Source organism: Shewanella sp. N2AIL, from assembly GCF_022690845.1.
GTDB lineage: Bacteria > Pseudomonadota > Gammaproteobacteria > Enterobacterales > Shewanellaceae > Shewanella > Shewanella baltica.
The window spans coordinates 15,994-35,204 of record NZ_JALBYT010000018.1; the positions used below are offsets into that span (position 1 = coordinate 15,994).

The 19,211-nt window shown below is 47.3% G+C and carries 16 protein-coding genes and 1 riboswitch; of the genes, 12 read left to right on the forward strand and 4 right to left on the reverse strand.

All coding sequences use genetic code 11. The annotated features are described in order from the left end of the window. Window positions 1-143: 143 nt before the first annotated feature. On the reverse strand, window positions 144-2,306 hold the full coding sequence (locus MO387_RS11980) for a glycoside hydrolase family 97 protein (protein ID WP_107947701.1): 2,163 nt from the start codon (window positions 2,304-2,306) through the stop codon (window positions 144-146). Window positions 2,307-2,573: 267 nt separating this feature from the next. On the opposite strand from MO387_RS11980, the gene MO387_RS11985 reads away from it, so the two are divergent. From MO387_RS11985 to MO387_RS11995, 3 genes are all read left to right on the forward strand, one after another. Further along, window positions 2,574-3,365: a tRNA (adenine(22)-N(1))-methyltransferase TrmK gene (locus MO387_RS11985; RefSeq protein WP_107947699.1), complete on the forward strand. Its 792-nt coding sequence runs from the start codon at window positions 2,574-2,576 to the stop codon at window positions 3,363-3,365. A 253-nt stretch (window positions 3,366-3,618) separates the two neighbouring features. Next, entirely contained in the window at window positions 3,619-4,149 is a 531-nt protein-coding gene (locus MO387_RS11990; RefSeq protein WP_012089309.1) for an NUDIX domain-containing protein, read from the forward strand. Between the two features lie 188 nt (window positions 4,150-4,337). Further along, window positions 4,338-4,901: a tRNA-uridine aminocarboxypropyltransferase gene (locus tag MO387_RS11995; protein WP_107947697.1), complete on the forward strand. Its 564-nt coding sequence runs from the start codon at window positions 4,338-4,340 to the stop codon at window positions 4,899-4,901. Between the two features lie 55 nt (window positions 4,902-4,956). Here MO387_RS11995 and MO387_RS12000 read toward each other — a convergent pair whose 3' ends face one another. Beyond that, entirely contained in the window at window positions 4,957-5,148 is a 192-nt protein-coding gene (locus MO387_RS12000; protein ID WP_159075003.1) for a pentapeptide repeat-containing protein, read from the reverse strand. Further along, window positions 5,124-5,807 (reverse strand): hemolysin III family protein, encoded by a 684-nt coding sequence (locus MO387_RS12005; RefSeq protein WP_107947693.1) that lies wholly within the window; start codon window positions 5,805-5,807, stop codon window positions 5,124-5,126. The genes MO387_RS12000 and MO387_RS12005 overlap by 25 nt, the downstream gene beginning before the upstream one ends. 495 nt (window positions 5,808-6,302) lie before the next feature. Here MO387_RS12005 and MO387_RS12010 point away from each other — a divergent pair, with 495 nt between their 5' ends. The 9 genes from MO387_RS12010 (at window position 6,303) to MO387_RS12050 (ending at window position 17,947) form a co-directional block, all read left to right on the forward strand. Beyond that, window positions 6,303-7,622, forward strand: coding sequence for a hypothetical protein (locus MO387_RS12010; RefSeq protein ID WP_107947691.1), 1,320 nt, complete (start codon window positions 6,303-6,305; stop codon window positions 7,620-7,622). A 167-nt stretch (window positions 7,623-7,789) separates the two neighbouring features. Then, window positions 7,790-7,888: riboswitch (TPP riboswitch) on the forward strand. Between the two features lie 201 nt (window positions 7,889-8,089). Beyond that, a complete protein-coding gene (thiC, locus tag MO387_RS12015) occupies window positions 8,090-10,195 on the forward strand; it encodes a phosphomethylpyrimidine synthase ThiC (RefSeq protein WP_234420946.1) in 2,106 nt (701 codons plus the stop codon). Window positions 10,196-10,197: 2 nt separating this feature from the next. Continuing rightward, window positions 10,198-12,126 carry a bifunctional hydroxymethylpyrimidine kinase/phosphomethylpyrimidine kinase gene (locus MO387_RS12020; RefSeq protein WP_242326312.1) on the forward strand — a complete coding sequence of 643 codons (1,929 nt, stop codon included), beginning with the start codon at window positions 10,198-10,200 and terminating at the stop codon, window positions 12,124-12,126. Then, complete coding sequence (locus MO387_RS12025) at window positions 12,119-13,033, forward strand: HesA/MoeB/ThiF family protein (protein WP_107947686.1); 915 nt, start codon at window positions 12,119-12,121, stop codon at window positions 13,031-13,033. The genes MO387_RS12020 and MO387_RS12025 overlap by 8 nt, the downstream gene beginning before the upstream one ends. Before the next feature lie 16 nt (window positions 13,034-13,049). Then, window positions 13,050-13,253, forward strand: a complete 204-nt coding sequence (thiS, locus tag MO387_RS12030) for a sulfur carrier protein ThiS (RefSeq protein WP_012587571.1) — start codon at window positions 13,050-13,052, stop codon at window positions 13,251-13,253. 1 nt (window position 13,254) lies between these two features. Next, a complete protein-coding gene (locus MO387_RS12035; RefSeq protein WP_012089303.1) occupies window positions 13,255-14,019 on the forward strand; it encodes a thiazole synthase in 765 nt (254 codons plus the stop codon). Beyond that, window positions 14,016-15,131, forward strand: a complete 1,116-nt coding sequence (gene thiH, locus MO387_RS12040) for a 2-iminoacetate synthase ThiH (protein ID WP_107947684.1) — start codon at window positions 14,016-14,018, stop codon at window positions 15,129-15,131. Before MO387_RS12035 ends, thiH begins: the two co-directional genes overlap by 4 nt. 102 nt (window positions 15,132-15,233) lie before the next feature. Next, a complete protein-coding gene (locus tag MO387_RS12045) occupies window positions 15,234-15,497 on the forward strand; it encodes a hypothetical protein (RefSeq protein WP_006081755.1) in 264 nt (87 codons plus the stop codon). A 5-nt stretch (window positions 15,498-15,502) separates the two neighbouring features. Continuing rightward, on the forward strand, window positions 15,503-17,947 hold the full coding sequence (locus tag MO387_RS12050) for a putative metalloprotease CJM1_0395 family protein (RefSeq protein ID WP_107947681.1): 2,445 nt from the start codon (window positions 15,503-15,505) through the stop codon (window positions 17,945-17,947). A 177-nt stretch (window positions 17,948-18,124) separates the two neighbouring features. On the opposite strand, the gene MO387_RS12055 is transcribed toward MO387_RS12050, so the two are convergent. Then, a complete protein-coding gene (locus MO387_RS12055) occupies window positions 18,125-19,033 on the reverse strand; it encodes a LysR family transcriptional regulator (protein ID WP_006081753.1) in 909 nt (302 codons plus the stop codon). Window positions 19,034-19,211: the final 178 nt, after the last annotated feature.

The window sequence follows — 19,211 nt, forward strand, 5'->3', positions numbered from 1 at the left end:
TTCTATTTGGATAAACCTGTGCTATCTGGCAATAAAAAGTCACCAAGGACAAGGTACATCCTTGGTGCTTTCTGTTTTTTACTCTGTATTTTTACACTCGCTTAAGCATTTAAGTTAATGCGCTGAACTGAACACGATGAAATCTAAAGTGCTTTAAAGCGTATTGCCGTGCCGCCACTGCTGGCGAGTGCGAGGTTTAGGCTATCTTTAGCATTCACTTCTTTAGTCTCAATCACATAATCATAGGGATTGGTTTTCCAATCGGCGTTTGCGCCATCGCGGTAAATCTGCGCTTGATAACGTTTCTTGGGATCGAGGAAATCCAGTTTGACCGTGACCTTGCGCGCGGTTTCATCCGTGAGTGCACCTAAGTACCAATCACCTTGATCCTTCGCTTGGCGGGCAAAGACCACATAGTCGCCGACTTCACCGGCAAGCGCGACACTCTGATACCAATCTGTGGGCACATCGCGGATAAATTGGAAGGCATCTAAGTGCTTTTCATAATTGCGTGGTAAATCCGCTGCCATTTGGATTGGGCTATAGAGCACAACGTACAAGGCGAGCTGTTTGGTCAAGGTGGTTTGCACACGGTTTTGCGCATCCAACCCCTTAGGTGCTAAGTCAAAAATCCCCGGTGTAAAGTCCATTGGGCCAGCGAGCATACGGGTGAACGGTAGCATGGCCGTATGTTCAGGGCTATTTGGTGGGCTACCCCAGGCATTGTACTCTTGGCCGCGGGCACCTTCGCGGGCGATCCAGTTAGGATAGGTTCGGCGCAGACCCGTGTCTTTGATTGGCTCGTGACTATTGATGCTGATATGGTGTTTCGCAGCTTCTGTGACGCTGTGCAGATACTCACCCACCATAAACTGGCCGTCGTGCCACTCGTGACGGGTAATGCCTTTGTCATCGATACGCTTGATTTGGCCACCATCAGCGACATAGCCCGTCTTGACTTGGGTCACACCGTGCTGCTCATACAGGGCAAAGGCATCAGCCATTTGATCGCGATAATGGGTGACTGAGCCTGCTGTCTCGTGGTGGCCGATTAAACGCACCCCTTTTTTCGCCCCGTAGGCTGTGATGGCGGGCAGATCGAAATCGGCATAGGCCTTAGTAAAGCTAAATTGATCGCCATTATGGAACCAGTCGCCGTCCCAACCTTCATTCCAACCTTCTACCAATACACCATCAAACTGATATTTAGCGGCGAAATCCATGTAGCGTTCGGTTTCGCTGGTGGTGGCGCCGTGGGTTGGGCCCGAACCCCAAGTATTTTCATTTAAGTGCATTCCCCACCAAATACCGACGTATTTCCCCGGTTTTACCCAAGCAACATCGCCGAGTTTATTGGGCTCATTGAGGTTAAGGATAAGGTGCGAATTGAGCAGCCCAGTCGCGTTGTCGGCAATTTGAATGGTGCGCCACGGCGTATAAAAGCCCACTTGAGTTTTGACGCGAATGCCATCGGACCAAGGCGTGAGCTCGGCCTTAAGCTTGCCATCGCGCTGCTGATCTAAGGTCATGGCGGCAAAGTCCACCAAGGCGGCCTCGTGAATACTTAAGTGCGTACCGTTCGCGAGTTTAAAGGTGAAGGGCGTGTGGACTCTATCGACTTCTTTCAGCGCTGTGGTGCGATACAAATATTCGTAGCGATTCCAGCCACGGGCAGGGATCCACCATGCTGTGGCTTTATCGGCTTGACCGACATTGAACTCGGTTAACTCGTCTGTGATTAAGATCGGCGAATTAGCGGGAAAGGAGGCTTGCTGGGCTAAGTGATAGCGAAAGCCAATACCATCGTCAAAGGCTTTAAACTCGACTTCGAGTTGCACCTTGCCGTTGCTTAATACTGCGGTCAGTTGATTGTGCTGATCGCGGATCCATTCCTGCTCGCCCCAAGGTTGTTGCCACTTGTCATCTGCACTTTTTTTCTCGCTGCTGTTAATCTGCAATCCTTGACCAAGTTCGCCAAGGGATTGAAAAACTAAGCCTAAGCGGCTCGGTTCTATGACTGTCTTGCCGTGAAAATCGATTTTATATTCGGGGCGGCCTGTATCGTCACTCAAGCTGATTTGAATTTGTTGGTTGGGTGAGCTGACGGTAACGGTTTTGGCAAATACGTTGGCACTAAAGAGACTCGTAACCGCAAGAGCGATAAGTGTAGGGCACAATAGCGCTTGCGATCGCTTTTGGCGTGATGAACTCTGGCGAGTGTGGCTGTTTGTTAAGTGGCTGTCTGTTACGTGACGGGCAGTTAAGTCGCTGCGAGTAAACTGAATAGGGTTGGTCTTGATGAACATTCCTTGATCCTTGTTTTTATAATGAATGTGACTCACAGCATACTAGTGGCGATGGCTTTTTAACCGCAACGGCCTGCATACGTATTCACCACATTAAGGCGTGACGTAACAGAAGTGACGAGAAGCACTGCGAGGGCACGAACAAAAGATGTGGTTTGCGTTTGACTCGGGTAAAATGCGCGCTTTATTTTTGCTTAAAAATGCAATTCAGCGTGGGATTTACAGTGGGATTTACAGCATTTTGAGCCGCAGCAGTAAGGTCAAATCGTGAAAATTAGCCAACGTTTACAACAGATAAACAGCATGATCAGTGGTCATTATGATCATATTTGGGATTGCTGCTGCGATCATGGTTTGCTCGGTATGCTGTTGTTAAAAAGAAGCGCTGCCCACCAAGTGCACTTTGTCGATTGTGTGCCTTCGCTGATGCAGGCGCTTGAACTGCGGTTGCAGCGTTTCTTTCCCGCAGAGATATCAGGCCTTAATCCACACTTAGACCTCCACTCAGACCCACACTTAAACCTAGACATGGACCCAAATTTAAGTCGTCATACTCAGTGGCAAGTGCATTGCCTTGATGTTGCGGCTTTACCGCTCGCGCAAACCAGTGACAAAGATAAACAGTTGATTATCATCGCTGGTGTGGGCGGTGAACTGCTGGTGGACTTAGTGAAGGCAATTCTAGCCAAGCACCCACAGCGGCACCTCGAATTTATTTTGTGTCCCGTGCATCATAATTATTATGTCAGGCAATCACTCACTGCCTTAGGGTTAGGGCTGAAGTCGGAACACTTATTGGAAGAGAATCAACGTTTCTACGAAATCCTCCATGTCAGTACAATCGCGGCTCCAAATGGTCGGCCTATCAGTGCTACGGGTTCGTTAATGTGGCAGATGCTAGATGAAGCAAGTTTGCCGCGAGCGCAGCGTTATCTGTCGCAGGTGATTGGTCATTACCAACGCATGCCCACGCATAAGCAAACACCAGAGATTATTGATGCTTATCAGCAGCAATTGGCCCAGCTCTTGAGTGAGCTTAGTGAGTTTGAATGCTCTTGAGCATTTTTGCCGTTTAGGCATTACGTGAGCACTAAAGATGAGAATCAGGCGAAAGAGATGATGCATCGCGATCTTAACATCATGTGTAAAACGATTTTAGTTTAACCCGTTAATAATCAAGAGTCTAATCGCTAAAACCTATTAATCACTCGAACGGGACTGAGTGTGATTATTGCCTCTGCTACAGTTTTTGATCTGCATTTGGCACATTTTCGTTTATGCTGCGACTCCTTTTCGGCAAATGGCTAAGACTATGCGTTTATTGAGAACCACCCAAGATCCAGCGGTTAACCTACAGACGGCACGCGTTTTTTATCGCAGAGCTGCCCGCGCGATAGTGTTATCGGGTGAAGACATTTTGCTGCTGTATACCCAAAAATATCGCGATTACAGCTTACCCGGCGGCGGGATTGACGACGGCGAGAGCCTCGAGGATGGACTGATCCGCGAGCTACAGGAAGAAACCGGCGCCCTAGACATTCAAGTGTTAGCCCCCTTTGGTCGTTACGAAGAGTTTCGGCCTTGGTATCGTGAAGGGGCGAACGTAGTGCACATGGAGTCATTCTGTTACGTGTGCCGTATCGACACCTCACTGGGCGAGCGTGGTTTAGGTGAGACTCGATTAGAAGCCCATGAGATAAAAAATGGCATGCGGCCTGAATGGCTTAATATTCATCAAGCTATCGCTCATAACGAAGATATTCAGCGTAATCATCCCCATAAAGGCCAATCAATAGAGCGTGAAACTTTTCTGCTAAAACAGATAGTATTGGAATGTTTATAAGTTTTATATTTTAAATCAAAGTGTTAATCTATGATTTTATTTCACGACAAAATTGATTTTTATGATTTGTTGGCAATTGAACACGGTTATTTTAACCTGATCTTTTAAGTGGATGTGCTTCGAGCCAGTACCTGACTCAGTGGACGTTTAAGGCTATTTCTCACTCTTTTGCCGCAGCAAGGAAGGCAATGCAGATTATTTTATTGACCCACGAACGCGAGTTAACCCGCAAAACAAATACTGGCCAACTCGCGTTAGCCGCATTCCCTGAAGAGGTGAAAAGCATCGTCTGGTCGAGAACTACACCTGATAACGATTTAGTGGTAATGCTGGCATCGCAGCAGGCTAAATTGTTGTTTCCTGCAAGTGATACTGAGCCCGCTGTGCCCATTGATCATAATGCCTTAGATACGGATTTAGCTGAGCCAGCACTCTCGAACGCACAAATGTTGTTAGCGCCTGCGCAATCTACAGTGATAGCAGAACAGCGAATGCCGAGTCAAGTGGTGATTTTAGATGCGACCTGGCAGGAGGCACGTAAGATGCTGCGCCAGAGCCCCTATCTGAAAACGGCTGCACGAGTCAGTTTGCCACCACTTATGCCTGAATCCGTTTTTATATTGCGGCGTAATCAGCAAGAAGGAGGCTTGTGCACCGCAGAATGCATTATTGCGCTTTGGCGCCAGTGTGGCAGAGCAGAACAAGCGACGCTATTAGCGTCGCTATTTACTGAATTGAATAGCCGTACTTGATTGCGATGTTCGAGAGAACGTTTGAGGAAGTGCTTGAATAGATAATTAACGACTTTCAGCTTTGACCCACAGATACATCACCGTCAGTTAAATCAGAGCCAATTAAATCACCATCAGGTAAGTCATAGTCATTTAAATTAAAGCCGGTTAAATCACCATCAGGTAAGTCATAGTCATTTAAATTAGAGCCGGTTAAATCACCATCAGGTAAATCATAGCCATTTAAATAACAGTCAGATAAATACACAGAAAGTGACTCATGGCACCGCCAAGCACAAACAAATGCCAAATGGCATGGTTAAATGGAATGCGTTTCCCGACGTAGAACACAACACCTAAAGTGTAAAATAACCCGCCTAAGATCAATAGATTAAAACCTAACTCCGACATGGCCGCCGTTAAATCGCCCATCACAGTGACACATAGCCAACCCATGGCGAGATACAAGACTAAGCTTAACTTTTTGAATTTGTGAATAAATAGCGTCTTAAATAGGATCCCACCAATCGCAAGCGACCAAATCGCTGTTAAAATCACTATCGATTGCGTCCCCTGTAGGCTTATCAGCATCAAAGGTGTGTAAGTTCCTGCAATCAAGCAGTAAATTGCGCAGTGATCGGCGATCTTAAGTTTATGTTTCCAGCCTGAATGGCTAACGCTGTGGTATAAGGTCGAGCATAGAAAAAGCACTATGATGCTCGCACCATAAATGGCAACGCCTGTTAGTTGAATTGGCGTTAGATGATCTTGCCCTTTGAGTAACATCAGTACCAATGCCACTATGCCTGCGATGACGCCTAAGCCATGGGATACGCTATTAGCGATCTCTTCTTTAATACTATACGGCCCAGAATTAGCAGGTATTTTAGCTGGGTTTTGTTGTTCGATAATACTTTGACTCGACATGGTAGATACACACTCGCAAACGATAATGACTGAGTCTATCAGTTAGGAAAATAAATCACCATATTTAAGCGTACAACTGTAAGCTTAAATGTGTAGCTGGCTTCTATTGTTTTCGCCCTTTAGATTTTTAACGCCGTCTTGTATTCCCGTCAGCGTATCGCATTGATGATGTTATCCGCTTTAAGACGTAAGAGTGAACAAGCCATTTCCTTTCAATTTAGCGCGATAGTGAGCTCAATTCCCAGCCTTATTTGTCTCGACTGACAAGTGTCTTACTAAGCATTAGCGTAAGCACTGCGCTTGTAACGTGTTGCATTCGCGTTGAACTTTACCCTGTTTGCCTCCTCTAATCTGCGTTGAGCACTCGCAAGTAAATGCAATCATTGGATAATTCTCTTTCAATATTCAGCAACTCGATATTGGATTTGAGTGCAATTGTTCCACGTTAAGCATCATCGAAATCAATTGAGACTACACAAAACCTAAGGATGGATTTTGCCTTTTCAACGTCAACCCAAAGCCGCGCCTTTATTGACAGTATCTCCTACAGCAATAGCGATTGGAGATGATACTGATAGTGCTTTGCTTTTTTCGGTCACATCGCCAGAAGGCGAGACTTTTATTGCATTTGATCATCACCTCGGTGATCTGGATACTGCTCAAACGCCTGTTTTTACCACTGATGCCGAGCCGTCAGCGTTCAATCGCGGTGCAGACCATTCAGCCTCTAAGGATGACATCAAAGGCATAGCTCAAGTTAAAGCCCAAGATTTAGTACTGCAAGAAATCCATGCTGAACATCAAGATCAACATCAAGATAAATTGGTTGCTGAGTCTGAATCCAAACCTGAACTGTCTAGGATAATACAAACCCGTGCTCAAGGATTGGGGTTACGTACTCGTCAGCCGTATTTCAAAGGATTAAGTCTGCTTTGTTTTGTGCTCTTAGTGCATGCGTGTTTATTTTTACTTATCTGCATTTTGTGGCGCCCACAGTTAAATCCCTTTGGATTAACGGAAACAGAAAGCCGGGGCCCTAAAGTAACGGCGCTTAAAGCTTACTTTATTTATGCTCCCGCGGTAGAGAAGGCTGAAAGCGCTGCGCTAGAAACAGAGATCAAGGCCGAGGATAAGACTGAGATGACAAGTTCTGTTACGCCTACAATTGTTCCCACGCCTGCAACTCAAGTTAAGCCTATGCCAATATTTGAAAAGGTCGTGCCTGAAAAAGTAGAGTCGGAAAAAGTGAAGCCAGATACGGTTAAACCGGACATCACTCAATCGAGCCAATCTCAATCAAGTGCCCAAAGTGAAGTACAGTCCGCGGAAGTGACGGCAAAAAAACCAACTAATACGCTTGATACCACAGAAATAAAGCCGCAGCTTGGCGCTAAGAGTTCGTCCGCAGCAGAAGGTGAGAGCACAATAGCGACAAGCTCAAGCATGAGTTTATTCACCCAGCAATATTTTGAACGTCAGCGCGAGCAAGCGCTCGATGATCTCGTCATTGAACAGGCCGATAAATTCACCCGGAAATCGAATATGAGTGAAATGAGCCCTGAGATGGAAGTGTTATTTGTCCCTAACGCCGATGATTTCGGTGGCACAACGAGTCTAGATTTACCCTTAGACCCAAATCGTATTGTGCGTAAAGGGGATACTTGTTATCGCGTCGTCCGTCTGGGGACACAAATTAATCCTAACGCCGAAAATTTAGGTTTTCCCATTAACTGCAGTGGCAAAAAAATCAATCAAGCTATTGATGATGCCATTCAATCTCGATTAAACAAAATGATGCTCAAACCCCATAAATAGTGACTTTCTTTTATGATCTATTTTCACGATAATCACAACTTTGCTAGTTTAATTTAATTTACTTAATTAAAAACAACAAATTATGAATCTTTATTTTGGATTGGTAGTTAAGGTTTTTAATTACTTTTTTCCTTGTTTGTTGCTGCCGCTTCTGTCTATACTGCGCACTCATCTTGTCGGAGTGCCTCTTGGCTGAGACCGTTTATTCGGGATCCGTTGAACCTGATCAGGTTAAAACCTGCGAAGGAAACAAGCGTAATAACACACATTAAATCGCAAAAATAGACGGCTTTAACACCTGTTTACTCAGCAGTGTTTTAAGCCTTAATGTTTAGATTTAATTGTTATTGAGCAGGGTAACTCAATTTTTGAAGCCAGTGTTGGCCACAAAAATTGATTGCCATGTCCAGCTATCAACAACTCAATTCTCCAGACAAGCAACTCCATTTTTTAACGTGAGATTGCTTATGTCCAGTTCAAACCAAAACCCAGCTGTAGCTGCCAATGCGATAGAAATCACAGCGCCAGAATCGACAATCCCTAATAAATCGACAGTGCCTAATAAATCGATCGTGCCTAAGGCGCCGAGTCGCCGCGAAACCCGCGCGCAGGCCCAAGCCTTTATCGATACGTTAGCGCCACTGCAACATCCTAATTCACAAAAGATTTATCTCGAAGGTTCAAGTGCCGATATTCGCGTTGGCATGCGACACATTCTGCAGACTGACACGCTGGTGGGCGGAACAGATGATGCGCCTATCATGGAGAAAAATCCGCCAATCCGAGTGTACGATTGCGCCGGACCTTATTCCGATCCTGAGGCCGACATCAATGTGCGTCTAGGTCTTGGTAAATTAAGACAAAACTGGATCCTAGCCCGCAATGATACAGAGCAATTACCCTGCGCGACCTCAGATTTTACCCAACAAAGACTCGCCGACGACGGTTTAGACCATCTGCGTTTTGAGGCGGGTTCGAGTGCCATTGTCCGCCCACGCAGAGCGCTGCAGGGCAAACGAGTTAGCCAATTACACTATGCCCGTCAAGGGATTATCACGCCCGAAATGGAATATGTGGCGATTCGTGAGAACATGGCACTTGCCGAAGTACAGGATGAAATCCTCAATCGTAAAGCCAAGGGCGAAGCCTTTGGTGCCTTAGTCGGCGAACCGATTACCGCCGAATTTGTCCGCGCCGAAGTTGCCCGTGGCCGCGCGATTATTCCGCTGAATATTAACCATCCAGAAGCCGAACCTATGATCATAGGGCGTAACTTTCTGGTGAAAGTGAACGCCAATATTGGTAATTCTGCGGTGACCTCTTCCATCGAGGAAGAAGTGGAAAAGCTCGTCTGGTCAACCCGTTGGGGCGCAGATACGGTAATGGATTTATCCACGGGGCGTTATATCCACGAGACCCGCGAGTGGATCATCCGCAACTCGCCAGTGCCCATCGGCACAGTGCCGATTTATCAAGCGCTGGAGAAAGTGAACGGCGTGGCAGAGGATTTAACCTGGGAAGTGTTCCGCGATACCTTGATTGAACAAGCTGAGCAAGGTGTTGATTACTTTACTATTCATGCTGGTGTGCTGCTTCGTTACGTGCCGATGACGGCTAAACGCGTTACTGGGATCGTTTCCCGCGGCGGTTCAATCATGGCCAAATGGTGCCTGAGTCACCACAAGGAAAACTTCCTCTACAGCCATTTCCGTGAGATCTGTGAGCTTTGCGTTGCCTACGATGTATCCCTGTCTTTAGGTGATGGTATGCGTCCAGGCTCGATTGCCGACGCTAATGATGCTGCCCAGTTTGCAGAGCTTGAAACCTTAGGTGAGCTAGTCAAAATCGCGTGGGAATACGACGTACAAACCATTATCGAAGGGCCGGGACATATCCCGATGCAGCTCATTAAAGAGAACATGGACAAGCAGTTAGCTCACTGCGATGAGGCGCCGTTTTACACGCTTGGCCCGCAAATCACCGATATCGCACCTGGGTATGATCATTTCACCTCCGGCATAGGCGCGGCCATGATTGCTTGGTACGGCTGCGCTATGTTGTGTTATGTCACGCCAAAAGAACACTTAGGATTACCGAATAAACAAGATGTTAAGCAAGGTTTGATTGCTTATAAGATTGCCGCCCACGCCGCCGATGTGGCGAAAGGTCATCCGAGTGCGCAAATTCGTGATAATGCGCTGGCAAAGGCGCGGTTCGAATTCCGCTGGGAAGATCAATATAACTTAGGACTCGATCCTGAAACCGCACGTGCTTATCACGATGAATCTTTACCGCAGGAATCTGCTAAAGTCGCGCATTTTTGCTCTATGTGCGGCCCTAAATTTTGTTCGATGAAAATCACCCAAGATGTGCGCGCCTATGCCGCTGGCTTAGAGGCGGCACAAGCGAAGGCGGATCAAGTTGAAGCGGCAGCCCAAGCCATGCAAGTCACAGTCAAGACGCCGCAGGAGTTGGAAGCGGCAATGGCGCTAAAATCGGCACAATTTGCTGCTTCGGGCGCCGCGATTTATCACGCGAAAGACAAGCTTGTCGCCGAAGCTGAGGAAGCCTAATTATGTTGGGTATTCATGGGGATAATGCACCCATGAATACTGAGCGTCCCGCGTTTGTTTGGACCATAGCCGGTTCAGACAGTGGCGGCGGTGCCGGTATTCAGGCGGACATGGCGACAATTCAAGATTTGGGCTGTCACGGTTGCAGTGTGGTCACCACAGTGACGGCGCAAAGCTCAGTGGCGGTCACTTTAGTCGAGCCCGTATCAGCGGCGATGTTAATGGCTCAGCTGACGACTTTACTTTCCGACTTGCCACCCAAAGCAATTAAAATCGGCTTACTGGCAGATCAAACTCAAGTGGCATTGCTGGCAGATTGGATCGCGAGTTTTAAAATCCACTATCCATCTGTGCCTGTGATTGTCGATCCTGTGATGGTCGCCAGTTGTGGCGATGCATTAGCAGTCGATAACTGTCAGGATATAAAAAGTGCGGCCAAATCAGCCTTAGATTTTAAGCCTTTCAAAGGTTTAATCGAACTTATCACGCCCAATGTGCTTGAACTTGGGCGGTTAACTCACAGTGATGTTTCAACGAAAGCGCAATTCGCTGCCGCGGCACTGGCTTTATCCCAGAGCCTTGATTGCAGTGTGCTCGCCAAAGGGGGCGATGTGAGCTTTGGTTGCACTGACATTCTTGATGATACTCATGCTCAAACTCAGACTAACGCTCATGATATCGCTTACAAGAGTAATGGCTGGGATCTTGAGCTTGCCGAGGATTATCTGGTTTGTCGTCAAGTGCGCGCGAGCTCTAAACTGCATCAAAATGGGCGTTTCTGGTTAGCCAGCCAGCGGGTTAATACCCGTCATAATCATGGTAGCGGCTGCACTTTGTCATCGGCCATTGCCGCCGTGTTAGCGCAAGGTTTTGTATTGCAAGATGCGGTGGTTGTTGCCAAAGCCTATGTGAGTCAAGGCTTAAGCGCGGCGATTGGTTTAGGGCAAGGTCCAGGACCGTTGGCCCGTACGGGTTGGCCTAATAACTTGTCCCGATATGCCAAGATAAATCTGTGTGATGGCAATTTTATTAGTTATCAACTCAACCAACACCTTGATGTTGGTAATGATTTAGTTGCAACAGTTTTATCCGCAACAGATCAGGCAACCGCTCAGGTAAGAATAGCCTCGACGCCACCTCAAAATATTTTATCCCACGGTTTTAAAGTGCTCGATGCCGATCTTGGTGTTTACCCTGTGGTGAGTGACTTAACCATGCTGGAAAGTTTATTAGCGGCAGGCGTTAAAACTGTGCAGTTACGGATAAAAACCGGCATCAGCGAATTAACTACTGCAGAGTTAGCCGAATCTGATTTAGGCAAGTCTGCGCTAGGTAGATGTGAGTCAGGCAAATCTAAGTCAGGCGAACCTGAGTTAATTGGCTCCGAATTAGAAGCACAAATTCAAACGGCCATTGCCTTAGGTAAGCATTTTAATGCGCAGATTTTTATCAATGATCACTGGCAGTTAGCGATAAAATACCATGCCTTTGGGGTACATTTAGGCCAAGAAGATCTCGCCGTTACCGACTTAGCGGCCATTCAAGCCGCGGGGCTCGCGCTTGGTATATCCAGCCACAGTTATTTCGAGCTGTTATTGGCGCACCAATACTCGCCATCCTACATAGCGCTTGGGCATATATTCCCAACCACAACGAAGCAAATGCCTTCGGCGCCCCAAGGGCTCGCAAAACTTAAACACTATGTGGCGTTACTCCAAGATCATTATCCCTTGGTCGCCATTGGCGGTATTGACTTAGCAAATCTGGCAAAGGTGAAAGCCACAGGGGTTGGCAATATTGCTGTGGTGCGCGCAATAACGAAAGCTAAGGATCCGTTAGCCGCGTTTGCAGAGCTGAGCCAAGCTTGGGAGCAATGTAGCTTGTCTGAAGAACTGGCTGTAAAGCATGAGTTGGGTGCTAAGCATGAGTAAAAAACCACCGCTTGGTCACGCAGAGGTTCTTTGCGGTCATATACACAGCGACAATGAACACTGCGGCCATACACTCAGTGATGCCGATTTCATGCGTTATTCTCGGCAAGTCTTATTGCCTGAAGTCGGTGAGGCTGGGCAATTGCAATTGGTCGACGCCAGCGTTGTTATTATCGGTCTTGGCGGTTTAGGGCAATTGGCGGCGCAATATCTGGCCTGTGCAGGCATTGGCAACTTGACCTTAATCGATATGGATAAGGTTGAAGTATCGAATCTGCCAAGACAATTGTTATTCAACGATGCCGATATTGGACTCAATAAGGCGCGAGTTGCCAAGCAAAAGCTCAAAGGCTTAGCGCCGCAGTGCACTGTTACTGCCCATGAAACAGCATTTAGTGCTGAGACATCAGCTCATCACTTCGCTGAGGTTTTACAATTAAAACAACAAGGTAAAAGAGTACTTGTGCTTGACTGCACAGATAACTTCGCGACTCGCCAAGCCATTAATCGCCGCTGTATCGAAGCGGCTTTACCTTTAGTCAGCGCATCAATCGCGGCATTTAGCGGCCAATTGTTCGCGGTCGACCAAATGCTGTTCCCCTCTGGTGGTTGTTATCACTGTATTTTCCCCGCACAGACGAGAGTGTCGCAGAGCTGCAGTACCCAAGGCGTACTCGGGCCGAGCGTAGGCGTCATGGCGTCAATGCAATCTTTGGTGGCCATGCAGCTCTTGTTGAATGTGGATAGCGGTTGCGATGAATCGAAAAATGTCTTGTTGGGGCGTTTTTGGCGCTTCGACGCTAAATCACTTTCATGGACAGCGGCGATATTAACGCGGGATCCCCATTGTGATGTGTGTGGTCCAAAAGAGGTACGCTCATCATCCGATAAGCCCAGCAAACTATAGAGCATGAAGGTTTGATATGATTTTAATTCACATAAATAATGTCCCGCAGCCATTAACGGAACCGACTTCACTCGCGGCGGTGATCCTCGCGCAAAATATTACCCTCGATTCGGTCGCTATCGTGTTGAATGCAGAGGTGGTTCCGCGCAACCGCTGGCAATCGATTCTCTGCCAACATGAAGATAAATTAGAACTTTTTTCAGCTGTAGCGGGAGGTTAGTATGTTAACGATTGCCGATGTGGAGTTTGAATCACGGTTATTTACCGGAACGGGAAAATTCAGCAATAGCCAAGTGATGCTTGAGGCGATAACGGCTTCAAAATCGCAGTTAGTGACAGTTGCGATGAAAAGAATTGATTTTAAAATGGGGCTTGATGATTTACTCACGCCGTTACGTCAAGCGGGTGTACGGCTATTGCCTAACACTTCGGGGGCGAGAAACGCCAAGGAAGCGGTGTTTGCGGCTGAGCTTGCCCGTGAAATGCTGGGAACTCATTGGATTAAGCTCGAAATCCACCCGGATCCTAAGTACCTAATGCCCGATGCTATAGAAACCTTAGAGGCGGCCAGAATTCTCTGTGAGAAAGGCTTTATCGTATTGCCCTACGTGCATGCCGATCCTGTGCTGTGCCGTCGTTTAGAAGAAGTGGGCTGCGCCGCGGTTATGCCACTGGCGAGTCCGATTGGCAGTAATCAAGGTTTAGTCACTGAAAGCTTTTTAAAAATCATCATAGAGCAGGCGCGGGTGCCTGTGGTGATCGATGCCGGCATTGGCGCACCTTCGCAGGCTGCGCGGGCAATGGAGCTGGGCGCCGATGCGGTGCTCGTCAACACCGCCATCGCTAGCAGCGCGTCGCCGATAGTGATGGCCGAGTGCTTTAAAGAGGCGGTGCAATGCGGCAGACGGGCCTTTGAAGCTGGGCTTGGCCGAGTACAAACGGGCGCGGTACATACTAGTCCTCTAACAGGATTTTTAAACCAATGAGTTTTGTAGCGGAATTTGCCAAGATCCCACGGGATAAACTGTTACTCGATTTGTATTCTTGCACAGCCCAAGATGTCGAGCGGGCGTTAGTGAGTCCAGCAGGGGATTTACGTAGCTTACTGGCCTTGTTATCACCTGCGGCGGAACCTTATATCGAAACCATGGCGCAGCACTCTGCTGCGCTTACGCGGCAGCGATTTGGCGCGAATCTGGGCATGTATTTACCGCTATACGTCTCGAATCTGTGCGCTAATGAGTGTGATTACTGTGGCTTTAGCATGAGTAACAAACTCAAACGCAAGACCTTGAATGAGCTGGAGTTGATGGCCGAAATGGCCATTATCAAAGATAGGGGCTTCGATTCTATTTTACTGGTGTCGGGTGAGCATGAAACTAAGGTTGGTATCGATTATTTCAAGCAAATGTTGCCGCTGGTAAAGCAGCAATTTAGCCATTTGGCGATGGAGGTCCAGCCCATGAGTGAGGACCATTATTGCCAGTTAGTCGCACTAGGTTTAGATGCTGTGATGATTTATCAAGAGACCTATCAGCCCGAGACTTATGCTCGTCATCATTCTCGAGGTAAAAAAATGGATTTTGCCTATCGTTTAGCAACACCGGACAGAGTTGCGGCGGCGGGCGTCGATAAAATTGGTCTTGGGGTATTACTGGGGCTGGATGATTGGCGTTTAGATGCGTTAATGATGGGATATCATCTCGACTATTTAGAACGACGCTATTGGCGTACCCGCTTTAGTATTTCGCTACCAAGGTTAAGGCCTTGTACTGGCGGGATCACCCCAAAAGTCATGCTATCGGATCTAGGTTTAGTGCAAATGATTTGCGCATTTAGAATTTTTAATCAACAGCTTGACATCAGCATGTCGACAAGGGAAAGCCCTGAGCTGAGGGATAATCTTTTACCACTTGGGATTACTCAAATCAGTGCGGGCAGTTCGACACAACCGGGCGGCTATCAAGCGCCTGACAGTCAACTCGATCAATTTGAGATAAGCGATGATCGCAGTGTCGAGCAAGTTATCGAACAGATGCAACGGCAGGGTTTTAATCCCGTATTTAAGGATTGGGAAGCTAATTGGATCACAGGATAAATCTGGCCGTAAATAAATGCTGAGAATGCAGATAAAATCTGTACTTTTGCACGTTACTGGTCAATAATTAACCCATTAATCACAGCGTGCAGGAATACCGTTATGCAAATCCAATCTGCTTATTCATCCGGTCTGCAAGGCTTGCAAAGTGCTCAATCTGGGCTCACTCAAGCAACGATAGATGTGGCTAAACCTACACAGACGCAAAGTGCAACTCCGGCTGAGCCTGCCAGAGATGTTGCCCAGCCCGATAAAACCTCGGCATTACTGGCAGCAAATGAGTCATTAAGACAAGGTGAAGCCTCAACAGAAGTGATTGAAACTGATTCAGAAACGATAGGTTCGATCATTAATATTAAGGTGTAAATATTATGTCGGTTGTGGCGCTATCACCTAAGGTTGGAGCGCCATCCTCTTCATTTTCGGCACATGATAAGACGCTAAGCTCGAATCTAAGCCAGACTCAAGCTAATAGCACTTATCAAGGAGCCAGCGCTCACACTGCAGGCTCCGCAAAATTTGAAGCGAGTGGTGCCTATGAACCACATTTTACTGGAACCTCAACCGCTCCGGTTCAAGCCGCGCCTATTGCTTCATTAGCAACTCACGTTTCCCAATCTCTGCACTCATCACCAAATGTGTCTTTTAATGCGAGTTCTTTGGCTGCTAGTTCATTGCAATCGAGCGCTCAAATATTTTCTGCAACGCCTGCAGCTATATCAACAACGCCTTTATTCAACGGGACAAATACGGCGGCATCCATAAGTTCAAATGTCGCTGGTATTGATGCTGTAAAAGCGCCGTTTTCAGTCGCTGCTACGCCTTTACTACCAGCGGTTAACGGCGCAAGCCAAGCACTAAAGGCCAATCCTTTTGCTGAATCAAGGCCGCAGGTTACTCTTCCTCAGGTCAATCTTCCTCAAGTCAATGGGTTAAAAGATCGGGCGAGTTTACATGCCGATGCCAGTTTTAGCTTATTAACGGGGCCAAGATCCATTTCTGGTGTGCGTGGGGGACAAATTGCAGCACCTGTGTCGACTTCGGCATTTTCATCAATCACGAGTACTATAGGAAGTAGCCTTGGCGCAAACGCCTTATCTACAACAAGTCCGAGTCTTAGTGTCACGAGCAGTATTCCCGCTAATATTTTTACGCCTCCGAGTTCTTCAATTGGCACGAGTAGCACAGATCTTCCCGCTTTTAATCCATCAAGTACGGGCAGTGTTTCTCCAATAACGCCTGATTTAGCCGCAGTGTTTGGGCCACAAACTGTTTTTACTGGCGCAGCGGTAGTTGACTCCTCTACGTCTTTAGATAATAGCTCTGTAAATAACAGTTCTGGAAATTCTGGAAATTCTGGAAATATAAGTAGTAGTAATAGTTCAGCAGCGATTGCGGGAACTGTTGAGCAGTCAAACTCTGCACAAGCAGCAGATCAATCCGCTCGCAATGAAGTTGCTCAACCGACAGTGTTGGAACAATTTACCCAGGTTTTCGGTGACGCTAAGGCTCAAGTTAGTCAGGTAGAAGATCCTGCTATAGCGTCTAACCCCGATGATCGTCAGCAAGCCTTAGCCGATGTCTTTGCTAAAAATGATAATCAGCTTGAAAAGCAAGCACAGGAAGAAGCGTCGCAGAAACAGCAAGCTGCAGCAGTGGAACAAGCAAAGCAGCAACAATCACAGGCGCAATCACAGGCACAGCAAGCTCAGGAGCAAGTGAAGCAAGCCCAAGAAAAAGCGCAGGCGCAACAGCAACAACAGGTTGATTCACTTAAGGCCAGAGATTCTGAGGTTAAAGCCCATGAACATGCTCATGCTACCGTCGGCGGGCAATACGCTCAGAGTCCGAGTTTTAAGTATGAGAAGGGCGCCGATGGCCAACGTTATGCCACCGATGGTGAAGTGCAGATCGATGTTTCTGCTGTCGGAGGCGATCCACTCGCAACAATAAACAAAATGAAGCAAGTGTACGCGGCGGCAATGGCTCCGGTTGATCCTTCATCTGCGGATATTCGCGTTGCCGCTGAAGCTTTGCAAAAAATGAATGAAGCAAAGGTGAAGCTTGCTGAAGAGCGGCAACAACAGATTGTAGACTTGCAAACAACCCAAACCTTAGTGGGCGCCGATGCGCAGATTAAAGCGCTACCGCCGTTGCAAGAACACACACCCGTAGTAACGGGGAACGTCGATGAGTCAGGGAATATCTCTCAGCCCCAAAATGCCGTCTCAACACCAGTATCAGATGCAGTCGATAAGCTCATTCAAAGGGTTGAAGCGCAGACGGCCAAAACAGCTGCGACGACTGACACAAGTTCTGGTATTAGTTCGGAAACTCCGTCTAATACATCGAGTACCAGCGGCTCAGTCAATACGCCAACGACAGTGGAAACCATTGAGCCACCGACTGCAACCTTAGCATTTGGAGAAGCATCAACTGCTGCTGATTTAGCGACCCGTTTTATTCCAAGACCCGATAGTACCGCAAGTCGTTATTATGCCGCTGTTGCACAAGCCAGTATTGGACCTTCAGTCCGTGCTGACGTAACGCCGCAAGTCAATATTCAGCCCTCTAATCTAGCCCCTGTAAACGAGCTGCCTAATAATGCGCAATCCACTACTGTTCTGCCAACTCTGGCAGCAAAAGATATCAACGAGGTAAACGAGCCGTCCTCAAGCATCAGTGCGAGTGAGAATCGCAGTGCGTCACTGCAGCGTGAGTCAAGTGTTGAAGATAATACATCGCAAGGAGCAGGATTTATTCAGTCGCAATACTTGGGTCAGCAACCAGCGCGCTATGTTGACTTTAGTGTGTAAGATTAGGCTGTAACTATGCCCATTCTGCTGTTCATTCTCTTTTTTGACGCAACCTCTCTGCATTTATTCTTTCGCACTAAGCACTAAGCACTAAGCACTAAGCACTAAGCCCGCGTCAGCACTAGGCTCTTAGCGTCTTGCTCACTCGAATTGAGAACTCGTTTGGTTATCTTGCTATTAATTGTTATTTGTCGGTTCAATTCCATGCTGTTTTAAAATCAAAGAGGCAAGCAGTTTGGATGCTGGTCCTTGTTGATCTCTATTAGGGATCACTAGGCTCAACATGATGCGGCGTTTTTGACTACCATCAAGATGTAAACGCACTAAATTGCCCGAAGCCAATTCCTCTTGGACTAAAAAAGACGGGATCCAACAGAAACCAATACCTTGGTTTAAAATGACTTTTGCCTCGTGGAAGTTAGAAACTGTCCAGCGCTGCTCAGCTTTGAGCCAGCCGATGTCGATATTGGATTGCACGCCGGTATCTTTGATCACTAACTGTAAATACTGTGCCAGTAGCTTATCGTCTTCAATCGAACCTAAGTCAGCGAGTGGGTGACTTGGATGACAGACGAGGTAGAGTTCTTGTTCACATAAAGGTTCGGATAAATACCCTTTGGGCGGCACCCCTGCACAGATAGCAATATCAACTTTGCTCTGAAGAATGAGCTCTTGGGTGCCGGTGATCACTGAGTCCAGCATGATGATGCGAGTGCCACGGCTGTGGGGCAGAAATGCATTGAGGGCACACACTAAGCTTTCCATCGGATAGATAATTTCACGGGCAATCGTGAGTGTCGGCTCCCACCCTTGTTCGAGATTACTCGCAAGTTGTTCTAACTCGTTGACGGCTTGGGTGACATGCCGTGAGCGGCGCAGTAGTACTTCGCCTTGCTGGGTGAGATAGGCTTTACGGCCTTTGACTTCGAGTAGTTCAATACCTAATTGATGCTGTAATTTGGCAACCGCATGGTTGAGTGACGATTGACTCTTGTTGAGTTTTTCGGCCGCTTGGGCATAGCCGCCAAAATCGACCACCGCTTGCAAAATACGCCATTGTTCTAAGGTAGATTTAGCTCGAGTCATTATAATCTCAATAAAACGATAGATTGAGGCTTATAGTGGCCACTTCTTACGACTTTTTCAATTAAATAACATAGAGTCAGTCATTCTCACGACATACAGCTAGCTATCTCGCGCTAAGTTATTGAGGGGATAGAGAGGCGAATCATGACGATTAACTGTGTTTGCGCCCGAGCGAGTC

What these genes read in the sequence shown, in the direction of transcription:
- MO387_RS11980 (WP_107947701.1), bottom strand. Translation starts at nt 2,306, where the DNA reads ATGTTCATCAAGACCAACCCTATTCAGTTTACTCGCAGCGACTTAACT.
- MO387_RS12050 (WP_107947681.1), top strand. Translation starts at nt 15,503, where the DNA reads ATGTCGGTTGTGGCGCTATCACCTAAGGTTGGAGCGCCATCCTCTTCA.
- thiS (WP_012587571.1), top strand. Translation starts at nt 13,050, where the DNA reads ATGATTTTAATTCACATAAATAATGTCCCGCAGCCATTAACGGAACCG.
- MO387_RS12025 (WP_107947686.1), top strand. Translation starts at nt 12,119, where the DNA reads ATGAGTAAAAAACCACCGCTTGGTCACGCAGAGGTTCTTTGCGGTCAT.
- MO387_RS12020 (WP_242326312.1), top strand. Translation starts at nt 10,198, where the DNA reads ATGTTGGGTATTCATGGGGATAATGCACCCATGAATACTGAGCGTCCC.
- thiC (WP_234420946.1), top strand. Translation starts at nt 8,090, where the DNA reads ATGTCCAGTTCAAACCAAAACCCAGCTGTAGCTGCCAATGCGATAGAA.
- MO387_RS12035 (WP_012089303.1), top strand. Translation starts at nt 13,255, where the DNA reads ATGTTAACGATTGCCGATGTGGAGTTTGAATCACGGTTATTTACCGGA.
- MO387_RS12055 (WP_006081753.1), bottom strand. Translation starts at nt 19,033, where the DNA reads ATGACTCGAGCTAAATCTACCTTAGAACAATGGCGTATTTTGCAAGCG.
- MO387_RS11995 (WP_107947697.1), top strand. Translation starts at nt 4,338, where the DNA reads ATGCAGATTATTTTATTGACCCACGAACGCGAGTTAACCCGCAAAACA.
- MO387_RS12005 (WP_107947693.1), bottom strand. Translation starts at nt 5,807, where the DNA reads ATGTCGAGTCAAAGTATTATCGAACAACAAAACCCAGCTAAAATACCT.
- MO387_RS11990 (WP_012089309.1), top strand. Translation starts at nt 3,619, where the DNA reads ATGCGTTTATTGAGAACCACCCAAGATCCAGCGGTTAACCTACAGACG.
- thiH (WP_107947684.1), top strand. Translation starts at nt 14,016, where the DNA reads ATGAGTTTTGTAGCGGAATTTGCCAAGATCCCACGGGATAAACTGTTA.
- MO387_RS12045 (WP_006081755.1), top strand. Translation starts at nt 15,234, where the DNA reads ATGCAAATCCAATCTGCTTATTCATCCGGTCTGCAAGGCTTGCAAAGT.